The 17,177-nt window shown below is 62.9% G+C and carries 14 protein-coding genes; 6 read left to right on the plus strand and 8 right to left on the minus strand.

Annotated features, from left to right (window positions below; genetic code table 11):
- The first annotated feature begins 259 nt into the window (after positions 1-259).
- Both HU751_RS14335 and HU751_RS27115 read left to right on the plus strand, forming a co-directional pair.
- Positions 260-889 carry a dermonecrotic toxin domain-containing protein gene (locus tag HU751_RS14335; protein WP_186732067.1) on the plus strand — a complete coding sequence of 210 codons (630 nt, stop codon included), beginning with the start codon at positions 260-262 and terminating at the stop codon, positions 887-889.
- 32 nt (positions 890-921) lie between these two features.
- Positions 922-4,320, plus strand: a complete 3,399-nt coding sequence (locus HU751_RS27115; RefSeq protein ID WP_367616960.1) for an NEL-type E3 ubiquitin ligase domain-containing protein — start codon at positions 922-924, stop codon at positions 4,318-4,320.
- Here HU751_RS27115 and glpD read toward each other — a convergent pair whose 3' ends face one another.
- The 4 genes from glpD to HU751_RS14360 form a co-directional block, all read right to left on the minus strand.
- On the minus strand, positions 4,321-5,850 hold the full coding sequence (glpD, locus tag HU751_RS14345; RefSeq protein WP_186732069.1) for a glycerol-3-phosphate dehydrogenase: 1,530 nt from the start codon (positions 5,848-5,850) through the stop codon (positions 4,321-4,323).
- Between the two features lie 260 nt (positions 5,851-6,110).
- Entirely contained in the window at positions 6,111-6,866 is a 756-nt protein-coding gene (gene glpR / locus HU751_RS14350) for a DNA-binding transcriptional repressor GlpR (protein WP_186713043.1), read from the minus strand.
- 113 nt (positions 6,867-6,979) lie between these two features.
- Positions 6,980-8,479, minus strand: a complete 1,500-nt coding sequence (gene glpK / locus HU751_RS14355; protein WP_186732070.1) for a glycerol kinase GlpK — start codon at positions 8,477-8,479, stop codon at positions 6,980-6,982.
- 79 nt (positions 8,480-8,558) lie between these two features.
- Complete coding sequence (locus HU751_RS14360; protein WP_186732071.1) at positions 8,559-9,410, minus strand: MIP/aquaporin family protein; 852 nt, start codon at positions 9,408-9,410, stop codon at positions 8,559-8,561.
- Positions 9,411-9,716: 306 nt separating this feature from the next.
- Here HU751_RS14360 and ybaK point away from each other — a divergent pair, with 306 nt between their 5' ends.
- Positions 9,717-10,187, plus strand: coding sequence for a Cys-tRNA(Pro) deacylase (gene ybaK / locus HU751_RS14365; RefSeq protein ID WP_050704020.1), 471 nt, complete (start codon positions 9,717-9,719; stop codon positions 10,185-10,187).
- Positions 10,188-10,286: 99 nt separating this feature from the next.
- Positions 10,287-11,066 carry a PhzF family phenazine biosynthesis protein gene (locus HU751_RS14370; RefSeq protein ID WP_186732072.1) on the plus strand — a complete coding sequence of 260 codons (780 nt, stop codon included), beginning with the start codon at positions 10,287-10,289 and terminating at the stop codon, positions 11,064-11,066.
- A gap of 218 nt (positions 11,067-11,284) precedes the next feature.
- Here the strand turns inward: HU751_RS14370 and HU751_RS14375 are convergent, their stop codons facing one another.
- Positions 11,285-12,379, minus strand: coding sequence for an ABC transporter ATP-binding protein (locus tag HU751_RS14375; protein ID WP_186732073.1), 1,095 nt, complete (start codon positions 12,377-12,379; stop codon positions 11,285-11,287).
- Positions 12,376-13,296 carry an ornithine carbamoyltransferase gene (gene argF, locus HU751_RS14380; RefSeq protein ID WP_050704023.1) on the minus strand — a complete coding sequence of 307 codons (921 nt, stop codon included), beginning with the start codon at positions 13,294-13,296 and terminating at the stop codon, positions 12,376-12,378. The genes HU751_RS14375 and argF overlap by 4 nt, the downstream gene beginning before the upstream one ends.
- A gap of 364 nt (positions 13,297-13,660) precedes the next feature.
- Between argF and HU751_RS14385 the strand changes: the two genes are divergently transcribed.
- Complete coding sequence (locus HU751_RS14385; protein ID WP_186732074.1) at positions 13,661-15,769, plus strand: molybdopterin oxidoreductase family protein; 2,109 nt, start codon at positions 13,661-13,663, stop codon at positions 15,767-15,769.
- A gap of 91 nt (positions 15,770-15,860) precedes the next feature.
- Positions 15,861-16,196, plus strand: coding sequence for a Grx4 family monothiol glutaredoxin (gene grxD, locus HU751_RS14390; protein ID WP_016713741.1), 336 nt, complete (start codon positions 15,861-15,863; stop codon positions 16,194-16,196).
- 65 nt (positions 16,197-16,261) lie between these two features.
- On the opposite strand, the gene bfr is transcribed toward grxD, so the two are convergent.
- Both bfr and HU751_RS14400 read right to left on the minus strand, forming a co-directional pair.
- The gene (bfr, locus tag HU751_RS14395; protein WP_028690081.1) at positions 16,262-16,735 is read right to left on the minus strand and encodes a bacterioferritin; all 474 of its coding nucleotides are present in this window, start codon (positions 16,733-16,735) and stop codon (positions 16,262-16,264) included.
- A 202-nt stretch (positions 16,736-16,937) separates the two neighbouring features.
- Positions 16,938-17,159, minus strand: coding sequence for a bacterioferritin-associated ferredoxin (locus HU751_RS14400; protein WP_046854452.1), 222 nt, complete (start codon positions 17,157-17,159; stop codon positions 16,938-16,940).
- Positions 17,160-17,177: the final 18 nt, after the last annotated feature.

A 17,177-nucleotide genomic window follows, 5' to 3' on the forward strand; every position in this document is an offset into this window, starting at 1 on the left:
CGAATACAGCATGAAGCGTGGTGCATTCGGCGTTCAAGTGTAGAGCATGAGTCGTGCCAAGCCCCAACCTTGATGATAACGCCGCGAAAATACTGGGGATTACTCTTTGTTGAAGGTTTTTAGGTGTCATTTGATGTCCGTCAAACCGAACGCGTTGTGCCATGCCGTTCGGAAATCCGAATGAAGGCATGTAACTATCTACCGACAGGGCTTGGCGGGTCGCGGGTCAACTGTGGCTTTTCCCATCAAGAGAAGCGCCATGAGTCTTCACGAGATTGTCCCCGATTCCGTAGATGCGTTGATTGCCAAGCGTTTGCCCGTCTGGTTGAGCAGTGCCGAGGTCGACCGCTTGCAGGCGCTGCATCGCGCACTCAAGGCGCAGCAGAAAAGTGCCGAGAACATGCGTGAACTCCTGGCTCCTGTGCCGGCACTTGATGCATTTGCCGAGCCCTTGCTCAGGCAGGCACTGCTCAAGCAGTTCAAGCTCGACATTGACGTGCGCAACAGCACCGTGAATATCGTGCAGGAGATCTATCATCCGGTGCCGCTGAACGCGGCGCCGAAGCTATGGGATCGGCGCACGTCCAGCAGGGAGTTGTTGGCGGCGGTACTCCATAACTACACCGAGGGCGAAACCACGCCTGGTGCGCTGACCGTGGCTACAGTTCTGGATGCCGATAAAAAACGGCTGAACATCGGTTTCACCCAGTTCGCGAAACTTTGCCGGAGCCTGGACCTGGGCGGTCAGTATCAGAAATTGCTCAAGGCGCACCTGCAACCGAGCGATTTGCTGGCGAAGGAGGCCGTACATGCGCAGGTCGAAGAGGATCTTCGGGCACGCATGGAGGTCGCCGTGCGCCGATCGTTCCCGGCGATCCGGCCGTATTGACCTGCCGCCAGCTGTACTTGCTGGGCAAGCGCATGGAGGGTGTGGTGACCGTGGAAGTCCGGGAGCACGCCTTGGGCGCTGTCACGGGCATTCTCAGCTGGATTCCGGACGATCCAGTACAGTCCGTCCAACATCATGCCTCCTGGGCTGCGCTGTACCGGACGCTGGCCAGGCGCATGCGGCAATCGTCCTATTCCGACTTCTTCATGCGCTTCGTCCGTGAGCGGGACAGGCCAGTGTTCGCCACTGTGCTGAAAAAGTTGCTCAAGGATACGGACAGCTCCCGGGATATCGAACTGGATGGGCGTCATCTGGAGTTCGAAGGCGCGTTGATTGCCTACCTGCGCAAGTTGCGTATCGAGAAAATCCTGGATGACGCGCGTGTGCTTGCAGTGCCCACCGCAGAAGCAGACGCCGACGCGTGTCGCGAGCGATTCGAGCGTTACCTGGAAGCCGGGCTTACCCTCCTCAATCTGGCGGGCTTCTTCGTGCCAGTGCTTGGCGAGGTCATGCTGGGGGTGGCCGCCGCTCAGATTGCCAACGAGGTGTACGAGGGATACGAGGACTGGGCGATAGGTGACCGTCAGGCCGCCTTGCAGCATATGTTCGGGGTGGCCGAGAACCTTGCGGTGGCTGCCATCCTCGCCACGGGGGGAGTGGCGGCCGGGAAGGTGCTGGAGCGTTCGCTGACGGTAGACAACCTGGTACCGATAGTCGATGACGCCGGGCAGGCGAAGTTGTTCAAGGGCTCAAAGGAACCACATGAATGGTCCGGCACAGGCCTGTTGATGCGTCGGCTAGGCCGAGAACTGAGTGACATGACCGATGAGCAGGCCCTGTGGCTGGCCGAAGGTACCGGTTTTGGCGAGGAGCGCCTGCGTCGATTGCATGTGCAGCAGGCTTCACCTCCAGCCCGCTTGCTCGATGCCTGGGAGCGCTACCAGCTGCACGAGCAGTTTCCCGCGTTACGTGACGAAGCCTTTGAAGCCCAGGTGCGATCCAGGCAAGGCACCGAGACACCAGAAGCGTTGTTGCTGAGGCGGGATTTCCCGGGATTGAGCCATCGGGGCGCGCAGGAAATCATCGAACAGGCCAATGGGCGGCAGCTCGCAGAGATGCTCGATAAGCAGCGTATCCCGCTGGAACTCGCCGAGCACGCGCGCTGGTTTATGCGTGACAGTCGGTTGGATCGGGCTTGCGCTGGCTTGCGCCAGGCAAGCGCGGTGAATCTGGACAGCGAGCGTCTGGCCCTGGGGTTGGTCGACCAGCAAGCACCGTGGGCTGAAAACGGGCGTGTTGAATTGCGTGACAGTTCTCGTGAGGGGGCCTTGCGCACTCAGGTCGGCAGTGAGGAAACCGCAGATATTCGCTATATCGTTCGCGGCACCCAGGGTTATCAGGCTCAGGATGGCAACGGTATCCCGTTACCGCAGGCGTCGGAGCAGGACAGTCTGATCCAGGCGATATGCCTGCATCTGGAACCGTCGCAGAAACTGTTGCTGGGTGACGCCTTGCTGGGTGAAAAGGCGTTGACCGACAAGCTGGCGGCATTGGCTGGCGGCCAGCGGGAACAGGCGGCCACATTGATCAGGCAGGCGCCGGTCGGAGAGGGTATCCACCCATTGGCCCGTTTCGCCGACGGCCGCCTGGGATATCCGTTATGTGGCCGTACGCCAGGTGGCCGCCAGGCGAGTCGACGGGGGATTCATCAGATCTACCCGACCCTTGGCGAGGAAGAGCTGGAAAACTACCTGTTGGACCTGCTGGCCAGGCAGGTCGATCCATGGGTGCACTACAACCAGTTGAAGCATCAATTGAGCCGCCTGCGCGAAGGCCTGCAAAGCTGGTGTAGCGCAGGCAACGGCATACTCGAAAAGCTCAGGCGCCGACGTGTGGCCACCGCCATGCGCCGTTGCTGGCGACGCAAGAGTCGGGTCCTGGGCGATGGAGGCCATTGGCTGATGGTCCGTGGCGAACAGGTAGGCAGCGTGCCGGTCCTGCCCACGGGCATCAGCTATGGGCATGTGACGCGCCTGACCCTGCGCGACATGGACCTTGCCGCCATCGATGCGGACTTCCTGTCACGCTTCACCGGGCTGGTGGAGCTCGACCTGCGGGAAAACAGGCTTACGCAAGTACCGGCGGGTATCGAGCGTCTCACCTCGCTGCGCTATCTGCGCCTGGGCTACAACCAGATTGCCATGGACAGTGCCGGCAACCAGCGCCTGCTGGCACTGGTCAATCTGCGCGAGCTCGACCTGGGCCACAACCCGCTCGGCCAGGCCCCCGATGTGAACGGGCTGCGCCACCTGCGCCGGTTATCGCTGCATTCGACCGAGATCGCCACGCTGCCCGAGCGGGTTCAGCAGTTGCCCTGGCAGGGCGTGGTCGACCTGCGCAACAACAGCATCCAGCATGTGCGCCAGGATCTGCACAGCCTGCAACTGCGCTTGCAGCGAATGGTCCTGCATGACAACCCGCTGGATGAAGCCAGCCAGGCGTTGGTGAACCTGGCGTCCCGCGAGCCGATCAATCGCAACCCCATTGAGCACCAGCTGATCGATCAGGCTGCTCGGGAGCTATGGTTGGCCGGTAGCTCGGGCAAGCTGCGTAGCCAGCGTGAAGCGCAATGGCTGAGGTTGCGCGAGGAGCCTGAATCAACGGCGCTGTTCCAGTTTTTCGCCGATTTTGCCCGGACCGAGGATTTTCGCGAGCATGCCGATTTCTATCGCAGGCGCATCTGGCGAATGATCGATGCGTGCGAGCAGAACACCGAGCTGCGTGCAGTGATGTTCGCCCAGGCTGGCGGGGAGCGTGCCTGCGAGGATCGGTTGTTGCTGATCCTCAGTGAGCTTGAGGTCACGTTGTATGTGGAGCGTGCTTCGGCGGGGAGGCGTCTGGCCGAGCGCGAGGAGGCCTTGCTGAAGGCCGGGCGGGCGTTGTATCGACTGGATGAGGTCAACACCCTGGCTGCGCGCAAGGTGCAGGAACTCGAACGCCAGGGTGGGGAGGTGGACCCGATCGAAGTCTATATGGCCTATCGGACGCACTTGTCCGGGCCCCTGGGTCTTCCGGCCCAGCCTGACGGCATGTACTACCTGACGGATGCCAGGGTGTCGCCGGGTGACCTTAACACTGCCAGGCTACAGGTTCTGCGGGAGGAGACACCGCAACGGCTGAGCGAGGCATTGGCACAACGACCGTTCTGGGACACCTTTGTGCATGCGCGCTACCCGGGGAAGGTCGATGCCTTGGTCTCTGCCCTCGATGAACAACTGACACAGGCAGCGGCGCTCTCCGAACAGATGTACCTGGTTCGCTCCGAGTCCCTGCGGGTGAAGTATGAAGCTTCCTTGCAGGCGCTGCGCCTGAGCCTGGCGCAGGAGGCCTATGCCCGCCCCCTGCCTGGCGTTGCTGCTGTCGAGGCGTGATCAGGCGGCCTGGACGCGGGCCTGATTCTGCTGCAGGTACTCCTCGAGTGCCTGTTGCTCGGCGGCCGAGGTGAACAGGCCGAGCTTGGTCCGGCGCCAGAGAATGTCAGCGGATTCCACCGCCCATTCCTGCTCGCGCAGGTAATCCACCTCACGGCTGAACAGGCCACCGCCGATGGATTGACCCAGGCCCTCTGGGCCTTCCACGCCTTCGAGCAGGCGCCATACACGGCTGCCGTAGGTCACGGCCCAACGCTTGGCGATGTCCACCGGCAACCAGTCATGGCGTGCCAGCACGGCATCGACCAAGGCTTGAACGGTGGTCATGCTTTCGCCCCCCGGCAGCGCTGCGCCAGCGGTCCAGCTGCCGCGCATCTGGGTGAAGAATGGCTGCAACTCGGCCATGGCCGACTCGGCCAGCTTGCGGTAGGTGGTCAGTTTGCCGCCGAACACCGACAGCAATGGTGCCTCACCTTGGGCTGCGGACAGTGCCAGGGTGTAGTCGCGGGTCACGGCCGACGGGTTGTCCGACTCGTCGTTGCACAGCGGACGTACGCCGGAATAGGTGTGCAGGATATCGGCGCGGCTGAGCTGGTGGTTGAAGTGCTCGTTGACCACCTTGAGCAGGTAGTCGGTTTCCTGATCGGTGATCGCTACTTTGGCCGGGTCACCGCTGTATTCGCGGTCGGTGGTGCCGATCAGGGTGAAGCGATCCAGGTAAGGAATGCAGAAGACGATGCGTTGGTCTTCGTTCTGCAGGATATAGGCGTGCTCGCCTTCGTACAGGCGCGGCACGATCAGGTGGCTGCCCTGGATCAGGCGGATGCCGTACGGTGCGTCGAGCTTGAGATCGTCCTTGATGAAGCTGGCGACCCAGGGGCCGGCCGCGTTCACCAGTGCCCTGGCGCGGATGCTCTGCAGGCTGCCGTCGGCATGCTGCAGTTCTACCTGCCACAGACCGTCGACGCGCTCGGCGCGCAGGCAGCGGGTGCGGGTGTGGATGTGCGCGCCGTTTTCCCGTGCGGCCATGGCGTTGACTACCACCAGGCGCGCATCGTCCACCGCGCAGTCGGCGTATTCGAAGCCGCGGGTGATGGCCGGCTTGAGCGGGTAGCCCGGGCCGAAGCGCAGGCCGCGCGAGGCGCCCAGGCGCTTGCGCTTGCCCAGGTGGTCATAGAGGAACAGGCCGGCGCGGATCATCCACGCAGGACGCAGGTGCGGGCGATGGGGCAGCACGAAGCGCATGGGTTTGACGATGTGCGGCGCCTTGGCCAGCAGGACTTCACGCTCGGCCAGTGCTTCGCGCACCAGGCGGAACTCGTAGTGCTCCAGGTAGCGCAGGCCGCCGTGGATCAGCTTGCTGCTGGCCGAGGAGGTGTGCTGGGCCAGGTCGTCCTTTTCGCAAAGGAACACCTTCAGGCCGCGCCCGGCGGCATCGGCAGCGATACCGACGCCATTGATGCCACCGCCGATCACGGCGAGGTCGTAGCAATCCTGGAGCGGTGGCTGGGACGAAACGGGCTGGGACACGGGCAAGGCCTCCTGAGGCTGTTCACATCGAATATGAACATTGATGTTCGTTTTCGAAAATACTAGCGCAATGAACAGGCGGCTGCCAGTCAGTCTTTATAGAAAAAACTGATCGGATGACAGGGAAATGAACATTTGTGAAAAAGAGAGAGGTGAACTGTTGGAAATTTTCAGGGGGGGGCGAGATCGAGCACCGTACGGACGGCGCTCTATCTCATGGGCGACACAAGGGGTGAGCCATGCGCCCCACGGGCACTGTTTCAAACCACCTCAAGACGAATCTTGTACTGGTTTAGCAGTTGGGTCAGGGCAGGAGAGGGGGCCTGATCCGTCACCAGGCAGTCGATCAGGCTGATCGAACCGAGGCGGACCATGGCGTTGCGGCCGAACTTGCTCGAGTCCGCCGCCAGCAGCACCTGGCGGGCGTTGGCAATGATCGCCTGGGATACCCGCACCTCCTGGTAGTCGAAGTCCAGCAGGCTACCGTCCTCGTCGATACCGCTGATACCGACCACGGCGAAATCGACCTTGAACTGGTTGATGAAGTCGACGCTCGCCTGGCCGACCACGCCACCGTCGCGACGAACCGTGCCGCCGGCCACCAGCACCTCGAAATCGTCCTTGGCCGCCAGGATCGCCGCCACATGCAGGTTGTTGGTGATGACCTTCAGGTGGTTGTGGTTGAGCAGGGCGCGGGCGATGGATTCGGTGGTGGTGCCGATATTGATGAACAGCGAGGCATGGTCGGGAATCTGCCGGGCCACGGCTTCGGCGATGCGCTGCTTCTCGTCGCGCATCTGGTCGGCGCGCATGGCGTAGGCGGTGTTCTCGATGCTCGAGTCGTAGGCTGCTCCACCGTGATAACGGCGCAGCAGGTTGACCTCGGCGAGCTGGTTGATATCGCGGCGGATGGTCTGCGGGGTGACGACGAACAGCTGCGCCATCTCCTCGATGCTGACGTAGCCGCGTTCGCGGACCAGCTCGAGGATTTGTTGTTGGCGTGGGGGCAGATTCATGGGCGGTCCTTTGGGGCAGCCGGACAAATTCTGCAATGATGCCGTAGGAAGGGGATGACGACCAGTAGGCCTTTGGTCAACTGGGGCTGCGCAGCAGCCCCGGCCTTCCTCAATCAGGCGTCGTGATCTTCCCAATCGCGGGTGCGATCGACAGCCTTGCGCCAGCCCTTGTACAGCTTCTCTTTCGCCGTTTCATCCAGTTGCGGGCTGAACTCGCGCTCGATGATCGCCTTGTCGCGCAGCTCGTCCAGGCCGCTCCAGAAACCGCAGGCCAGGCCTGCCAGGTAGGCCGCGCCCAGCGCCGTGGTCTCGCGCATTTTCGGGCGCTCGACGCAGGTGCCGAGAATGTCGGCCTGGAACTGCATGAGGAAGTTGTTGGCCACCGCGCCACCGTCCACCCGCAGTTCGCTCAGGCGCTGGCCGCAATCCTGCTGCATGGCGTCGAGCACGTCGCGGGTCTGGTAGGCGATCGATTCCAGGGCGGCGCGGATGATGTGATCGACCTTGACGCCACGGGTCAGGCCGAACAATGCGCCGCGGGCGTACGGATCCCAGTAGGGTGCGCCCAGGCCAGTGAAGGCCGGTACCAGGTAGACGCCGTTGCTGTCCTTTACCTTGCTGGCGAAGTACTCGGTGTCGTAGGCGTCGTTGACGATCTTCAGTTCGTCGCGCAGCCACTGCACGGTGGAGCCGCCATTGAACACCGCGCCTTCGAGGGCGTAGGCCACCTCGCCGCGGGGGCCGCAGGCGATGGTGGTGAGCAGGCCGTGGGACGACTGGACCGCCTTGTCGCCGGTGTTCATCAGCAGGAAGCAGCCGGTGCCGTAGGTGTTCTTGGCCTGGCCCGGTTCCACACACATCTGGCCGAACAGCGCCGACTGTTGATCGCCAGCGATACCGGCGATGTCGATGCCGCTCTTGGTCTTGCCATAGACTTCGGACGATGGGCGTACCTCAGGCAGCATCTGACGCGGAATGCCGAGGATATCGAGCAGCTTCTCGTCCCACTGCAGCGTATGGATGTTGAACATCAGCGTGCGCGAGGCGTTGGTGTAGTCGGTGACATGCACCTTGCCGCCGGAGAATTTCCAGATCAGCCAGGTATCGATGGTGCCGAACAGCAGCTCGCCACGTTCGGCGCGTTCGCGGGCACCTTCGACGTTGTCGAGGATCCACTTGAGCTTGGTGCCGGAGAAGTACGGGTCGGTGACCAGGCCGGTGGCCTCGCGGATGTACTGCTCGTGGCCGTCGCGCTTGAGCTGGGCGCAGATGTCGGTGCTGCGGCGGCACTGCCAGACGATGGCGTTGTACACCGGGCGGCCGGTTTCCTTGTCCCAGACGACGGTGGTCTCGCGCTGGTTGGTGATGCCGATGGCGGCGACCTGGGCGTGGCTGATGCCGGCCTGGGCCAGGGCCTCGACCATGGTCGCGCTCTGGGTGGCGAAGATTTCCATCGGGTCGTGTTCGACCCAGCCCGCCTGCGGGTAATGCTGGGCGAATTCACGCTGCGAGGTGCCCACCACGTTGGCGTCGCGATCGAAGATGATGGCGCGCGAACTGGTGGTGCCCTGGTCCAGGGCGATGATGTAGTTCTTGTCCAGGGTATCGGTCATGTCGGTGGCCTTGCACGAATATGGGAGTAGGTCAGGGCGTGGCGGGCGCCGGCCTTGCGGTCCGGGCCCGGCGCGGGCATCAGGAAACCTGGGTATCGCCCTGAGGATTATCGTCTGTCTGTTGGGCCGCGGCCTGGGTGGTCGGCAAGTTGCGGGCGATCAGCCCGCGGTACAGGGCCGCGCCCAGGCTGGCACCGAGGATCGGCGCGAACACTGGCACCAGGAAATACGGAATATCGCGCCCGCCGGTGAAGGCGACTTCGCCCCAGCCGGCCAGGAAGGTCATCAGTTTAGGCCCGAAATCCCGCGCCGGGTTCATCGCGAAGCCGGTCAGCGGGCCCATGGCGCTGCCGATCACGGCGATCAGCAGACCGATCAGCAGGGGGGCGGTGGCGCCGCGTGGCAGACCGTTGTTGTCGTCGGTCAGGGCCATGATCACGGCCATCAGGATGGCGGTGATGATCACTTCGACCAGGAAGGCCTGGCCGGTGGACAGCGCCGGGTGCGGGTAGGTGGAGAACACCGAGGCCAGCTCCAGGCTGGCCTGGCTGCCGCGCACCATGGCGTGGCTTTGTTCGAAATCGAAGAACAGGTTGCTGTACAGGAAGTACACCAGGGCGGCGCCGCAGAACGCGCCGCACACCTGGGCCAGCATGTAGAACGGCAGTTTGCGCTTGTCGAAGCCGGCGAATACGGCCAGGGCGATGCTGACTGCCGGGTTCAGGTGCGCGCCGGAGACACCGGCGGTCAGGTAGATCGCCATGCTCACGCCGACCCCCCAGATGATGCTGATCTCCCACAGGCCGAAGCTGGCGCCGGCGACCTTGAGCGCGGCGACACAACCGATGCCGAAGAAGATGAGCAGGGCGGTGCCGAGAAACTCGGCCAGGCATTGGGCGGATAACGTGGGTTCGCGTAGAGCAGTTGTCATGTGTGACCTCGGTTCTTGTTGTTGTGAGGCGCTGGGCGCTCGACAGCAAAAAAGCCCGGAGTCGATCCCCATTGACGCCGGGCGGGTACAGGAAGTGCACCTTATAGGTGCACCTTGTATTCATAAACGAAAAAATATAGACAAGAAACGCTGATGTCAAAGGTCGAAAATGAACGCCTGGCCATAATTTGACTGGCACGCCGGGTTGTGAATTCATGGCCGCTGCTCTAGCTTGGGACCTGCGCTGGCTGCATGGGTGGAATTGCCCTAAAGTACCGGGCGACTTGTGATCGACTGGAGCCGTTGATGACCCCCGCCCTGGACCTCTTGAAGAAGGCGCGCGCCGAGCACCGCGTGCACAGTTACGAACATGATCCGAAAACTGCCTCGTATGGCCTGGAGGCGGCGGAAAAGCTGGGCCTTGACCCGCTGCGGGTGTTCAAGACCCTGCTCGCCAGCAGCGAAAAGGGCGAGCTGCTGGTGGCCGTGGTGCCGGTGGTCGGCACCCTCGACCTCAAGGCACTGGCCCACGCGGCGGGGGTGAAGAAGTGCGAAATGGCCGATCCGCAGGCCGCCCAGCGCGCCACGGGCTACCTGGTCGGAGGGATCAGCCCGCTGGGGCAGAAGAAGCGCCTGCGCACCTTTATCGATCAATCCGCGCAACAACATGAAACGATTCATGTGAGCGCTGGCCGTCGTGGTCTCGAAGTGGAACTGGCTGCCGTGGTGCTGGCCACCCATACCCAGGGACAGTTCGCCGAGATTGGTCGCGGCTGATCATCTGTACTGATAGAAATTCCACGACTCTGTCTCTGTCGGGCCCTGGCGGCATGCCGCATGCTCGGGGCCTTTCCCGCCAGATACAGGAGTCGTGGCATGCAGTTGCATTTTCATCAGGTGGACGCCTTCAGCGACCGTCCCTTCGCTGGCAACCCGGCCATGGTCTACCACCTGGAGCAGTGGCTCGACGATGGCCTGATGCAGCAGGTGGCCGCCGAACACAACCTCGCCGAAACCGCTTTCGTGGTGGCCGAGGGTAATGGCTATCGGATCCGCTGGTTCACCCCTAGCACCGAAGTCCCCCTGTGCGGTCACGCCACCCTGGCCAGCGCCCATGTCCTGTTCGACGTCTATGGTGAGCAGGCGCCGCGCCTGGATTTCCAGAGCCGCTCGGGCCTGCTCAGCGTCAGTCGTGAGAACGATCGCCTGTGGTTGGACTTCCCGCGCATCGACCCGCAGCCGCTGGCCGAGCCAGTGGCGGTAGCCGAGGCGCTGGGGTGCGAGGTGCGCGAGGTCTACCAGACCCGCGAGCTGTTCGTGGTGCTCGACTCGGAGCGGGCGGTACGCGATTGCGCGCCGGACATGGCGGCGCTGGCTCGCCTGCCGGGCTTGGGGGTGATCGTGACGGCTGCGGGTGAGCGACATGATTTCGTATCGCGCTATTTCGCTCCAGGCATCGGCATCCCGGAGGACCCGGTCACCGGTTCCACCCATTGCTCGCTGATCCCTTACTGGGCGGCACGGTTGGGCAAGCACGACTTGCAGGCCTTCCAGTGTTCAGCCAGGGGTGGTGAACTGTTCTGTCGCCTGGAAGGGGAGCGGGTGAAGATCGGCGGGATGGCTCGGCGGGTGGCCAGCGGTATGCTGATGTTGTGAGCTGAGAGGCTCGCCGAGCCTTGTCGAGCTAGGTGCAGGGTTGAAAACATCATTTGCGTGGGGGCTGGCTTGCCCCGCGATGGAGTATGGCACCGGCTTCGCCGGTGATCGCGGGTCAAGCCCGCTCCCACGCTGTCCCAGCCAGATCAAAGTGATAGGGGCGGGCAAGCCCGCCCCCAAAAGGATGTTTTCAGTCCCAGTGCATCAATGCGCGGAACTCACGCGCCGCACGCCTGCTCATGACTGGCCAGCTGCGCGGCGACGCTGCCGGGCACCGCGAACAGTACCAGGTGGTCCGCCGCTACCGCGATACCGACGTCCTGGCCGACCTGATGGTCGTTGTGGCTGGGGAAAATCGCCTCGAGCTGGCTGCCGGTGGGCAGTTGCAGGCGATACAGCGTCGAGGCGCCGAGGAAGCTCTTGCCGATGATCCGCGCCCGCAACGGGCTGTCGGGGGCATGGATGATGTCATCCGGACGCAGCAGCACATCCACCGAACTGCCAGGAGCCATGGTGTAGGCGCGGTTGCCGCGCAGCTCGCCGAGTTCGGTGGTTACCGCCTCGTGGCTGCTCATCTGGCCGCGAATGAAGTAACCCTGGCCGATGAAGCTGGCGACAAACGGGGTCTGTGGCTCGTGGTAGAGGTTGTAGGGCGTGTCCCACTGTTCCAGGCGGCCCTCCTTGAACACGCCGACATGGTCGCTGACGGCAAAGGCTTCCTCCTGGTCGTGGGTGACCAGGATGGCGCTGGTGCCGCGGCTCTTGAGAATGTCGCGCACTTCATGGCTCAGGCGCCGACGCAGTTCCACATCGAGGTTGGAGAACGGCTCGTCGAGCAGCAGCAGCTGCGGCTCGGGCGCGAGTGCCCGGGCCAGGGCCACGCGCTGTTGCTGGCCGCCGGACAGCTCGTGCGGGTAGCGCCCGCCCAGGCCGCCGAGCTTGACCAGCTCGAGCATCTCGTCGACTACCGCCGCCTGGCGCGGGTGCTTGCCGATGCCGAAGGCGATGTTCTGCGCCACGGTGAGGTGGGGGAACAGGGCGTAGTCCTGGAACACCATGCCGATCCGGCGCTTTTCCGGGGCCAGGGTGAACCCGGCGCGGGAAATGACTTCCCCGGCCAGCTGGATCTCGCCGTCGTGCACCGGCTCGAAGCCGGCGATGGCGCGCAGCGTGGTGGTCTTTCCGCAACCGGAGGACCCCAGCAGGCAGCCGATGTCGCCTGCGTTCAGATGCAGGTTGAGGTTCTGGACGATGCGCTGCTCGCCATAGCCGCAGGCGAGGTTGCGCAGGTTGAGCAGTAGCTGTTGACTCATGCGTGGTGGTAAGCCGGTTCTACAAGGAATTCCAGAAGGGCCTTCTGCGCATGCAAGCGGTTTTCAGCTTCGTCCCAGGCGACCGAACGGGGGTCGTCGAGCAGGTCCTGGCTGATTTCCTCGCCACGGTGGGCGGGCAGGCAATGCATGAACAGGGCATCGGGTGCCGCCAGGTCGAGCAGTTCGCGGGTGACCTGGTAAGGCGCGAAATGCGCCAGGCGCCGTGCAGTTTCCTCTTCCTGGCCCATGGAAGTCCAGACATCCGTGGTCACCAGGTGAGCGCCGCGCACGGCTTCCTTCGGATCACGGATGATCTGCACACGGTCACCACCCAGTGCCAGGAAGCGTTGATCAGGCTCGTAGCCTTCAGGGCAGGTGATGCGCAGTTGGAAATCGAACTGCACGGCAGCTTCGATATAGGAGTTGCACATGTTGAAGCCGTCGCCGACCCAGGCCACGGTCTTGCCCTGGATCGCGCCACGGTGCTCGAAGAAGGTCTGCATGTCGGCCAGCAGCTGGCAAGGGTGCGACTCGTCGGACAGGCCGTTGATGACCGGTACCTTCGAGTTGGCGGCGAACTCGGTCAGGGTGCTGTGGGCGTGGGTGCGGATCATCACCGCGTCGACCATGCTCGACAGCACGATGGCGCTGTCGGCGATCGGCTCGCCGCGGCCCAGCTGGGTGTCGCGCGGCGACAGGAAGATGGCCTGGCCACCGAGCTGGATCATGCCAGCTTCGAAGGACACCCGGGTACGGGTCGAGGATTTCTCGAAGATCATGCCCAGCACGCGGTTCTTCAGTGGCTCGAACAGCACGCCTCGTTTGCGCAGGTCCTTCAGCTCGATGCCTCGACGGATCACGCCGAGCAATTCGTCAGCGGTGAAATCCATCAGGGAGAGAAAGTGCCTTGCGCTCATGATTGACTACCTTATCTGCAACGTTCTGCAGGTCGACCGTATGGGTTTTGTTGACAACGGGGGTGACCTGCGGCGTAAGCCGCACGGGGCGGACGGAATAGGGGAAGGCGCAATACTATAATTAAATGTCGCCTAAAACCAAGAGGGGAAACAGCGCCACTGTGTCAAAGGGTGTCGTAAGCCCTTGCCGGCTGGCTGTTTTTTATTTGCTACAGCGGTTGTACACGGCTCGGAGCGTATTTGGCAAACCCGTTGTCGCGAATCGCCCGCCTGATGTCGTCCGATTCACGACGCGAACCTCGCTGGCGAGCCCCGGTCGGCAGGCGCATAGTCGAATCTCGACAATAACAAGGCAGAGGCGGCCATGACCAAGACCCTGCATCACCGAGCCTGTCACCTGTGCGAGGCCATCTGCGGCCTGAACATCGAAGTCACCCACGAAGCCGAGGGCCCGGCGCGGATCAGCTCGATCAAGGGCGACCCGCAGGATCCCTTCAGCCGCGGCCATGTCTGCCCCAAAGCGGTCGCCCTGCAGGACATCCAGGATGACCCCGACCGCCTGCGCCAGCCCCACCGGCGCATCGGTGACCAGTGGCTGCCAGTCAGTTGGGACGAAGCCTTCGCCCTGGCCGCCGAGCGGCTGTGGGCGATCCAGCAGGCCCACGGGCGCAACGCGGTCGCCGTGTACCAGGGCAATCCCAGCGTGCACAACTATGGGCTGATGACCCACAGCAACTACTTCCTCGGTTTGCTCAAGACCCGTAATCGCTTCTCGGCGACTTCGGTGGACCAGTTGCCGCAGCACCTGACCAGCCACCTGATGTACGGCCATGGCCTGCTGCTGCCGATTCCGGACATCGACCAGACGCAGTTCATGTTGATCCTGGGCGGCAATCCCCTGGCCTCCAATGGCAGCATCATGACCGTCCCGGATGTGGAAAAGCGCCTCAAGGCGCTCAAGGCCAGGGGCGGGCAACTGGTGGTGGTGGATCCGCGACGCAGCGAGACAGCTGCGCTGGCCGACCAGCACCTGTTCATTCGCCCCGGTGGCGACGCGGCGCTGCTGTGTGGGCTATTGCATACGCTGTTCAGCGAGAACCTGGCCCGGGGCTCGCATCTGCCGGTTGCGGGCCTGGAGCAGGTGCGCGAAGCCATCCTGCCGTTCGATGCGTCTGCCATGAGTGCGTTGTGCGGTATTCCGGCCGAGGCGATCCGCCAGCTGGCACGAGATTTCGCCGCTGCCGACAAGGCGGTGTGCTATGGCCGGATGGGCGTATCGACCCAGGCCTTCGGTTCGCTGTGCCACTGGCTGGTGCAGTTGATCAACCTGGTCACCGGCAATCTCGATCGGGAGGGCGGTGCCCTGTGCACGGCACCTGCGGTCGACCTGGTCGCCAGCACTTCCGGCGGGCATTTCGATCAATGGCGCAGTCGGGTCTCTGGCTTGCCCGAGTATGGCGGCGAGCTGCCGGTCTCGGCCCTGGCCGAAGAGATCCTCGAATCCGGGGAGGGTCAGGTGCGGGCGCTGGTGACCGTGGCGGGCAACCCGGTGCTGTCCACACCCAACGGGCGTCGCCTGGACGACGCCCTGGCCGGCCTCGACTTCATGCTCAGCATCGACCTGTACATCAACGAGACCACGCGCCATGCCGACCTGATCCTGCCGTCGACCTCGGCGCTGGAGAACGATCACTACGATTCCACCTTCAACCTGCTGGCGGTGCGCAACGTTACCCGTTTCAACCGGGCAATCCTGCCCAAGCCCGAAGGCGCGCTGCACGATTGGGAGATCTTCGTGGGGCTGGCCAGGGCCTTTGCCGAGCGCGCGCAGGTCGAGCTCAAGGCAACCCTGCCGCCGGCACAGATGATCGACTTCGCCCTGCGCAAGGGGCCTTATGGCGAGGAGACGCCCTGGAAGCTCTCGTTAGGCGTGTTAGACGCGCATCCCCATGGCCTCGACCTCGGGCCGCTGCGCGCCAACCTTACGACGCGCCTGCGCACGGCCAGCGGCAAGGTCGAGGCGGCCCCGGGAGTACTGCTCGAGGACCTGCGGCGCCTCGCCCGTATGGCCGCGCCTGCGGATGACCAGTTGCTGCTCATCGGCCGTCGCCATGTGCGCAGCAACAACTCGTGGATGCACAACTATCATCGCCTGGTCAAAGGCAAGCCACGCCATCAGTTGCTGATGCATCCGGACGACCTGCGCCGGCGTCAGTTGCAGGACGGCCAGATGGTGCGGGTTCGCTCGCGTACCGGGATGATCGAGGTGACGGTGCAGGCCAGCGAGGAAATGATGCCAGGCGTAGTCAGCCTGCCCCATGGCTACGGCCATGGGCGCCAGGGCGCGCGCTTGCAGGTGGCCGCTGCGCAGCCGGGGGCGAGTGCCAATGACCTGACCGACGAACACCTGCGCGATGGCGTTTCCGGCAATGCAGCCCTCAATGGCGTGCCGGTACAGGTCGAGGCCGCATGAAGCACGGCAAGGCCGAGCATGCTGCTCGGCTTTCCGATACAATGCGTCACCGTGCCGACGACCCTGTCGGAAAGTTCAGCCGAGGTGCTTCATGGATATCATCGATACAATCAAAGAGCAGATTGCCAACAACACCATTCTGCTTTACATGAAAGGTTCGCCGAATGCGCCGCAGTGTGGCTTCTCGGCCAAGGCTTCGCAGGCAGTGATGGGTTGCGGCGAGAAGTTCGCCTACGTCGACATCCTGCAGAACCCGGAAATCCGCGCCAACCTGCCCAAGTACGCCAACTGGCCGACTTTCCCGCAACTGTGGGTGGCCGGTGAGCTGGTCGGCGGCAGCGATATCATGCTGGAAATGTTCGAAAAGGGTGAGCTGCAGACCCTGATCAAGGAAGCGGCCGCCAAGGCCAAGGCTTCCGAGGCCTGATCCGGCGCTTGCCGCAGGTAGCAAAAAGCCCCGCCTAGGCGGGGCTTTTTCGTTGCTGGCGAAACTTATTCTTCGCCCATCTGCGACTGCAGGTAGTTCTCGATTGTGATCTTGTCGATCAGGCCCAGCTGGGTTTCCAGCCAATCGATGTGTTCTTCCTGGTCTTCGAGGATGTCTTCGAGCACATCGCGCGAGCCGAAGTCGCCGGCGGTTTCGCAGTGGGCGATGGCAGCCTTGAGGTCGGCATGGGCCTTTTTCTCAAGCTTGAGGTCGCAGTCGAGCATCTCCTTGGTGTGCTCGCCGATCATCAGCTTGCCCAGGTCCTGGACGTTGGGGATGCCTTCGAGGAAGAGGATGCGCTTGATCAGCTTGTCAGCGTCCTTCATCGCCTGGATGGACTCTTTGTACTCGAGCTTGCCGATCCTGTTCAGGCCCCAATCTTCATACATGCGCGCGTGCAGGAAGTACTGGTTGATTGCGACCAGCTCGTTTCCGAGGATCTTGTTGAGATGCTGGATGACGCTTACGTCGCCTTTCATGATGGGGTCCTGCCCTGTAGAAGTTGAGCCAATACAGAGAAGTTTGAGCCCGACCTATCTCTATGTCAAACCTAAGTTATTGAATAATAAGTGAAAATTAATCGGAATAAGAATGTTTGTGAACCGCGTTCGGGCGCTAACTTATTGAATTGCAGGCATAAAAAAACCGGACACTGGGTCCGGTTCTTCGAATTCGGGGAAATTACGCCGCGTTGAATTCAACGGGGTAGGGCAGGGCGGCCTGCTGGCTCAGTTGCAGCTCGGTGAGGGTTTCGCGTACCACCTGCTTGGCGAGGCAGGCGCACTTGCCGCATTGGCTGGCCACATTGGTGGCGGCTCGCACTTCCTTGTAGCTGCAGCATCCTTCGTAGATCGCATCGCGGATCTGTCCATCGGTGACACCGACACAGAGACACACATACATAAAGGCTGACCGTCGCGG

The sequence above is a fragment of the Pseudomonas peradeniyensis genome, from assembly GCF_014268935.2.
Classification (GTDB): Bacteria; Pseudomonadota; Gammaproteobacteria; order Pseudomonadales; family Pseudomonadaceae; genus Aquipseudomonas; species Aquipseudomonas peradeniyensis.